The sequence below is a fragment of the Mycobacterium sp. E3198 genome, assembly GCF_001667015.1.
In the GTDB taxonomy this organism is placed as follows: Bacteria; Actinomycetota; Actinomycetes; order Mycobacteriales; family Mycobacteriaceae; genus Mycobacterium.
The window spans coordinates 23,512-29,730 of sequence record NZ_LZIS01000128.1; the positions used below are offsets into that span (position 1 = coordinate 23,512).

The 6,219-nt window shown below is 68.4% G+C and carries 5 protein-coding genes; 1 reads left to right on the forward strand and 4 read right to left on the reverse strand.

Annotated features, from left to right (window positions below):
- Positions 1-50: 50 nt before the first annotated feature.
- The 4 genes from A5673_RS14735 to A5673_RS14750 form a co-directional block, all read right to left on the reverse strand.
- On the reverse strand, positions 51-821 hold the full coding sequence (locus A5673_RS14735) for a hypothetical protein (RefSeq protein WP_068233431.1): 771 nt from the start codon (positions 819-821) through the stop codon (positions 51-53).
- Positions 822-917: 96 nt separating this feature from the next.
- The gene (locus tag A5673_RS14740; RefSeq protein ID WP_068233433.1) at positions 918-1,877 is read right to left on the reverse strand and encodes a M56 family metallopeptidase; all 960 of its coding nucleotides are present in this window, start codon (positions 1,875-1,877) and stop codon (positions 918-920) included.
- Complete coding sequence (locus A5673_RS14745) at positions 1,874-4,087, reverse strand: cation-translocating P-type ATPase (RefSeq protein ID WP_068233437.1); 2,214 nt, start codon at positions 4,085-4,087, stop codon at positions 1,874-1,876. Before A5673_RS14745 ends, A5673_RS14740 begins: the two co-directional genes overlap by 4 nt.
- Positions 4,080-4,295, reverse strand: coding sequence for a heavy-metal-associated domain-containing protein (locus tag A5673_RS14750; RefSeq protein WP_197518385.1), 216 nt, complete (start codon positions 4,293-4,295; stop codon positions 4,080-4,082). The genes A5673_RS14745 and A5673_RS14750 overlap by 8 nt, the downstream gene beginning before the upstream one ends.
- A gap of 74 nt (positions 4,296-4,369) precedes the next feature.
- On the opposite strand from A5673_RS14750, the gene A5673_RS14755 reads away from it, so the two are divergent.
- Positions 4,370-4,807, forward strand: a complete 438-nt coding sequence (locus A5673_RS14755) for a hypoxia response transcriptional regulator (RefSeq protein WP_068233447.1) — start codon at positions 4,370-4,372, stop codon at positions 4,805-4,807.
- Positions 4,808-6,219: the final 1,412 nt, after the last annotated feature.

A 6,219-nucleotide genomic window follows, 5' to 3' on the forward strand; every position in this document is an offset into this window, starting at 1 on the left:
CACGCGACGCCGTCAGGCGAGTGGACGCCATGGAGCCGATTTTGGCGTGTCTAGCGACGCTTATCGCGCACTTTGTAGGTAGAAGGCCACGACTTTCGCGATTCGTCGCCGGTCAGCGGGGTCCCCATCCCCCCGACCTTGACGTTGTAGGCCTCCTTGCCGGGCCCGACCTCGCGGTTGGCGTGTTCCTGGGCCAGGTAGTACAGCTCGTCGATGGTGGCCTCGTCGTAGGCGACGAACGAGGTCTCCCGGGCGACGTCATCGATTCCCGCCAGCATCCGGTCGGGCAGCGCCCGCGACGCCAGCGCCGCCAGTCCCAGCAGCGAGAACGGGATGATCCAGTAGCCGGCGTACGACAACGGCGCGGTGTCCTGCAGGCCGGCGTTTGGGTCCACGAGCGGCGGGACCGCCGACGACACCGTCATGCCCGCGAACGCGACGACCCAGGCCCAGGACAGCACCCGGACGAGCCGGGCGAAAAGCTCCGTCCTGGCGATGTCATCGGGCTGTTCGGCGGCGGCGAAGTCCCGCGCGAATGGCCGACCGACCAGCGCGCCGACGAGCGCAACCAGCAGGATCCCGGCGTTGCTCAGCGGCAAGATCCACCGCTGGTCAAGAAAGTCGCCGAGCGCAAAGGTCACTATCGTCAGCACCAGAAACGCTGCGGCACTGCCGATTTGGAACGGTGTGCGCGCAGAGGCTCCGAGCGCCAACGCCGCGACGGCAATCGCCAGGGCGATCAACGCCGAGGCGGCGAACGGGACGTTACCGACCAGCGCCCAATAGACGATCCACGGCGCAAAACCAGACAGCATGCCCACGAGGGGTCAGTGTATGAGCGGCGGTTGCGGGCTCCGTCGGCGGCAAGCCCAAACCGGGATGCAGTGACGGCGTGACCGCCCAAGCCGAGAAAAGCTTTAGCCGACTCCGGAGTAGCACCATGTCGCGCCGGCCGCGGCCAGGACGGCGGGGATCAGCGGTCCGCCGACCATGAGAAGCGTTGTGGCGGTGAGCAACAGCCGACTTCTCCACCGATTTCGGACGGCGGACGGCGCGGCCAGACGTTCCGCCCGGGCGAGCACGTCGGTTCCGGTTGCTGCGACCGCACCAAGCGGCGCCCGGGCACCCAGCGACAACGCCAACAGCGCGTCGAGCAGCGTCTGCGGGCCGTGGCTACGCGCGGCGGCGTCATCGGCGGCCATCTCGAGCAACCGGGCGATCTGCCGAGCGCCTGTGCTGAACAGAGCCGACCAGGGAATCGCGGCCGCCAATGCGCGCGCGAAGGCCAGCACGAAGTGGTGGCGGCCGGCCAAATGGGCCCGCTCGTGCGCCAACACCGCTTGCAGGTGGCGATCGGTGAGCGCATCGAGGGCCGCGCTGGTGACGACGATGGTGTCCGGGCGTCCGGCCACGCAGTAGGCGGCGCGCTCGGGCGCATCCAGCACGACCGCGTCCACCCCGGGGATTCGCCGGCCGATCACGCGGGCCCTCTCGGCGTGCCCACGGCCACCCGCCGCTGCCCGCCCCAGCGATCTGGCCAGCCGCCAACCCAACAGGCCCAGCGCGCCGGTCACGCCGACGGCCAGCACGACCAGCCCCGCCTGGAGTACCGGCCCAGACTCGCCCTCGGCGAGCCGGCGCAGCGCCGCGAAACAGGCGGTGGCGAGCCGGCCCGGCCGACGCCAATTCCGGGTGATGGACACGACGAGGAACGCCGACGCAGTCACCCATGTCGCGACAACGCTGACCATGGCGGCCAGCCATGCGATGACCCCCAGCCGCGGCACGGTGCCCGCCCGCGTCAACCGCAGCAGCACCGACGGTGCCAGCGTCGCAACGGCGAAGCTGTAGATCAGCAGGCAGACCGCGACGCTCATCGCTCCCTTGAACCTTCGGAGAAGCGCAGCAAGCGCAGGGAATTAACGACCACGCTGATCGAGGAGATTCCCATCGCCGCCCCCGCGATGATCGGGTTGAGCAGGCCGGCCGCGGCCAACGGGATCGCCATGGCGTTGTAGCCAAACGCCCAGCCCAGGTTTTGCACGATGGTGCGGTAGATGCGGCGGGACAACGCGATCGCGGCGGGAACGCCCCCAAGGTCGGCCTGCATCAGGGTCAGGTCGCTCGATTCGATGGCGACGTCGGTTCCGGTGCCGATCGCGATGCCCAAGTCGGCTTGCACCAGGGCGGGTGCGTCGTTGATGCCGTCCCCGACCATCGCCACGACCTCGCCTGCGGCTTGCAGCGCGGCTACCTCGGCCTGCTTGTCGGCCGGCAGCACCTCAGCCAGCACCCGATCGATGCCCAGCCGGGCGGCAACCGCATCCGCGGTGCGGGCGTTGTCGCCGGTAATCATCGCTACCCGCAGGCCCATGCGGCGCAACCGCAGGACGACGGCGGCCGCGTCGGGTTTGACCGTGTCGGCCACCGCGAGCAGGCCGCGCACCCGGCCGGCCCAGCCCGCGAACACCGCGGTGTTGCCGCACTCCTCCAGCCGCTGCGCCTCGCTGGCCAGGTCGGCGGGCATCGCCCATCCCGCGTCGAGAAACAGCACGCGCCGGCCCACCATGACGGTGAGGTCGTCGACCGTCGCGCGCACGCCCTGGCCCGGGAGCGCCGCAAAGTCGCGCACCGGCCTGGGCGCGCCGAATCTGGCCCGGGCGGCCGCCGAGATGGCCACCCCGATCGGATGCTCGCTGTCGGCTTCCGCGGCGCCGGCCGCGCGCAAGACATCGTCACGGTCGGCCTCCGCAGTGGCCAGCACCTCGGCCACCGACATCTCGCCAAGCGTGAGTGTGCCGGTCTTGTCGAAGAGCACCGTGCTGATGGCGCGGGTACGTTCCAGCGCCTCCACTCCCTTGATCAAGATGCCCATGCGGGCGCCGCGGCCCGTACCGACCATGAGCGCCATGGGGGTTGCCAATCCGAGCGCACAGGGGCACGCCACGATCAATACGGCGACCGCGGCAATCAGCCCGGCCACCGGGTCGTGCCCGAGCAGCCACCAGCCTGTGAAGGTCAGCGCGGCAATGCCGATGACGGTGGGCACGAACACCGCGGAAATCCGGTCGGCCAGCCGCTGGGCATGACCCCGGCCCGCCTGCGCCGCCGAGACGAGCGACACGATCTGGGCGAGTGCGGTGGCCGACCCGACCGCCGTGGCCGCGATGGTGAGCACGCCGCTGGTGTTCACCGTGGCCCCGGTCACCGGTGATCCCACCGCTTTTTCCACCGGTACCGACTCTCCGGTCAGCATCGACTCGTCCACGGCGCTGGCGCCGTCGATGACCTCGCCATCGGTGGGCACTTTTTCGCCCGGCCGCACTCGCATCAGGTCGCCGACCCGCACCTGCTCGACCGGGATCATGGCCTCCGTCCCGTCACGCAACACGCGGGCCTGCTTGGCGCCCAGTTCCAGCAGTGCGCGAATCGCTTTGCCGGCCCGCCGTTTTGCCCGCGCCTCGAAGTAGCGGCCCAGCACCAAAAAAGCGATGATCAGCGCGGCGCTTTCGAAATACATGTCGCCGCCGAAGAACAGCAGCCGAACGCTCGAAAAGATGTACGCCGCAAGGGTGCCCATCGCGATCAGGGTGTCCATGTTCGCGGTGAGGTGCCGAGCGCGGCGCGCGGCCTCGCGCAGGAAGGGCCAGCCGACGTAGAACTGCACGGGTGTGGTGAGAACGAATTCGGCCCAGTGCGCCCACGGTTGCGTGCGCAGCGTTCCGGAGAACATCGCCAGATAGCCGACCGCCAGTGCGAGTGGCCAGCCCACGATCAACCGGCGCAGCCACGCTCGTTCGACCGCGGCCTCCTCACGGCGCGCGTCGGGCGGTGTGGCCGTTTCGGTTGGATTCAGCCGGTAGCCGATCTGTTCGACCGCGGCGCACAGCGCTGCCGAGTCGGCCGGTTCGTTGTCGAGCACCACCCGGGCGCCCGATGTGGCGTAGTTGACGTATGCGGATCGGACTCCAGGTTGTCTACCCAGGATCCGTTCCACGCGCGCCGCGCACGACCCGCAGGTCATCCCCTCGACCGTAAAGTCGAGGCTCGCGGGGGCGGTCGTGGTTTGTGTCACGGCGTCAGCCATCCGTACGGACCGTGTAACCCTGGCCCTCAATCGCGGCCACCAGGGCGTCGCGACCGATCAGGGCGTCGTCGAAGTCCACCGTCACTCGCTTGGCCGCTATGTCGACAACGGCCGCGCGGACGCCACCGAGCGGGTTGAGCGCCCCTTCGATGGCCGTCTGGCACGCGGAGCACGAGATTTCTGGCACCGAGACGACCGCTACGCTCACCGCGAGAACCTCCGATCCCATGACACCCTCCCAGTGTTATCCTTCCAGTGCACTGGAAGGTCAAGGAGGGCCGCGTGAAGATCGGCGAGCTGGCGAAGCTCTCCAACACCAGCACCAAGACCATCCGCTTCTACGAGGATTCGGGCCTGCTACCCGCGCCGGCGCGAAGCGCGTCCGGTTATCGCGACTACGGGCCCGAGATCGTGGACCGGCTCCTGTTCATCCACCGGGGTCAAGCGGCTGGGCTGACGTTGCAGAAGGTGCGCCAAATCCTCGCGATCCACGATCGCGGCGAGGCGCCCTGTGGGCACGTTCGACAGGTCCTGAACAGCCGCCTCGACCAAGTCCGCGCGCAGATCGCCGAGCTCGTCGCCCTGGAAGGCCACCTGCAAGGCCTTCTCGACCGCGCGTCGCGAGGCGCGCCCACCGAACACGACCACTCCACGGTCTGCTGGATTTTGGAAACCGATCCGGACGGGCCCGCCGCCCAGGTCACTCAACGCCGCGATTAGACCGCACCACGCCGGGGCGAGCCCCGAGATGCCCTCGGCGCGTTTGGCGCCCGTCCGCCACTTGCTCGGTCACCGAGCACCGATGCGAGGACTACATGACGTCCTACGTACATAGATAGTACAAATCAGACGAGAAGGTTACATACGCCCTCGCCGCAGCATGACGGCCACAGCCGCCCATCCGTTGGCGAGCATCGAATCAGTCGGTTGCGCCGGCCGCCGAGCACAGACGCCGACACTGTGATGCCACTCTGCTCGGCGCATCACATTCGAAACCGTCACCGAGCCAACGTAATTTGATCACGTTCATGCTCACCTAACCGCCCGCCCGGTCCGGCAGCGATAACCCCGTGTCCGCTGACGTGTCCCTGGACGGGTCGCACGGCGAGCGGAAGTGCGCTGTTGCCCGATGCGCGACTGCCAGGTGCAGCCTGCGGTGGCACACGTTCCGCCGAACGTCCCGCGGCGCCGGACAAGGATCGCCCGTGTCCGGCCGCGGGATCTCTGCTGTGGTTGTGCGCCTAGGCCGTTACGGTCGCGGCGCGCTCGGAGGCGGAGAGGTCGGTGTCGACGACGGCGACTGTCCAGGACCCATCGGCCCCATCGGTCCCATGCCACCGGGACCCATCATGCCGCCCATTCCGTCCATTCCTCCCATTTTCCCGCCGGGTCCGCCCATCTCGCAGCGCATCACCTGTGGTTGGCTGTGATGTCCCCATCCGGAGCTGAGGAAAAATCCCGAGAAAAAGACGGCCCCGACGACGAAGACGATCCCGGCGATGATTCCCACCACCGCCGCGACCTGGGTGAGGCGGCCGGGTCGGTTCCGGTCTGCTATGACGGTGCTGGATTCGCCTGTGGCTTGTGGTGTTTCGGTCATGTGTACCTCCCGGTTCGCTGGATTACATTACGAGGCTCTGGGAAAGCCGTTCCGCCCTTGACGTTCGGCGGTCAGTCGCTGGATATCTCCGGAATGGTCGCGGACTTCGACACGGCCAATCCTTTCTGCTCACCTGCGCTGCGGTAGACGCCCCAATCGATCACGCCGTCAACGACGATGTACTGTCTACGTACCCACATAGTAGATGATGGTCCCAGAAATTGCACACGCACTCACCATGACCGTGACACCTCACCGCACGCCGGCCTCCGCGCAGCCCACAGACGGTCGCCGCAGCAGCACCTGCGCGGCGATCACACTCCGGCGCCCCCTGATGCTGGGTACGGTTGCGGCCGCGGTGCAGGGATGCGTCTACGGCGCTCTGTCCGGTGGGATCGGTAACCAACAAGGTCGGATGCGCCGAGGCGGTGCCCGCGTCCGCCCACCATCGCGAGCATCGCGGCCGCAACCGTACCCAGCATCAGGGGGCGCCGGAGTGTGATCGCCGCGCAGGTGCTGCTGCGTCGACGTC

Bases quoted from the DNA above. Each gene is read 5' to 3' on its own strand.
- A5673_RS14740 (WP_068233433.1), bottom strand. From the start codon at position 1,877: ATGAGCGTCGCGGTCTGCCTGCTGATCTACAGCTTCGCCGTTGCGACG.
- A5673_RS14745 (WP_068233437.1), bottom strand. From the start codon at position 4,087: ATGGCTGACGCCGTGACACAAACCACGACCGCCCCCGCGAGCCTCGAC.